Here is a 733-nt window from a genome sequence, read left to right on the forward strand (position 1 = left end):
GGCCTGCCAGTCTGGCCGGTTGCCCACCCCGCCTTGCCCGCGCCGCGCCACGCCGGCCAGCGCGGGGGTGACGGCAATGGCCCGCAACGGATCAACGCCGATCAGGGTGAGCCGCCCACCCTGGCCAGCGGCAGACCCCGGTCTTGCCAGCCGGCCCCAGCTGGCTGCCAGTTCGACAACCGGGCTGGCGGCCGCCACGCCGTCATGCCGGGCGAGCCGCGGATAGAGGCTTTCGTCAAAGCCCGCCGGCGTGCGGGCGCGCACTGCCAGATCGGCCCGGCCCGAGACCGAGGCGATGGCCTGGCCAAAGCTGCTTAAGGCCGCGGAATTGACGAGATGGACGGCAAAGCCCAGCGCCACGCCCACGGCAATCGCCAGCACCGCGATGGCCTGCCGCGCCGGCTGGGACCGCCATTCGCCGGCCAGCAGCCAGCGCGTTGCCACCGGTTGGAAGCTTGCCAAGGCGGCGCCCTCAGCCAGCAGGGTGGCCGGCAGGGGCAAGACCGGCTGCGGTGAGATGGTAGGTGCGCGTCGCGGCGGCCGCCACCCGCTCGCTGTGGGTGACGATCAGCACGGCCGCGCCGTTGTCCCTGGCCTGGCCGAGGAGCAGCGCCAGGATCCGCCCGGCGGTGTCGGGATCAAGGTTGCCGGTCGGCTCATCGGCCAGCAGCAGGGCGGGGCGCGCCGCCAGCGCCCGCGCGATCGCCACGCGCTGCAGCTCGCCGCCTGACAG

2 pseudogenes are annotated in these 733 nt (G+C 74.4%); both read right to left on the bottom strand.

Going from position 1 to position 733, the window contains the following annotated elements:
* Positions 1–462, bottom strand: a pseudogene (locus tag GJV64_RS15140) (hypothetical protein); the annotation flags it as partial.
* Between the two features lie 169 nt (positions 463–631).
* Positions 632–733 (bottom strand): annotated as a pseudogene (locus tag GJV64_RS15780) (ATP-binding cassette domain-containing protein); the annotation flags it as partial.

Source organism: Sandarakinorhabdus rubra, from assembly GCF_010994245.1.
Taxonomy (GTDB): Bacteria; Pseudomonadota; Alphaproteobacteria; order Sphingomonadales; family Sphingomonadaceae; genus Sandarakinorhabdus; species Sandarakinorhabdus rubra.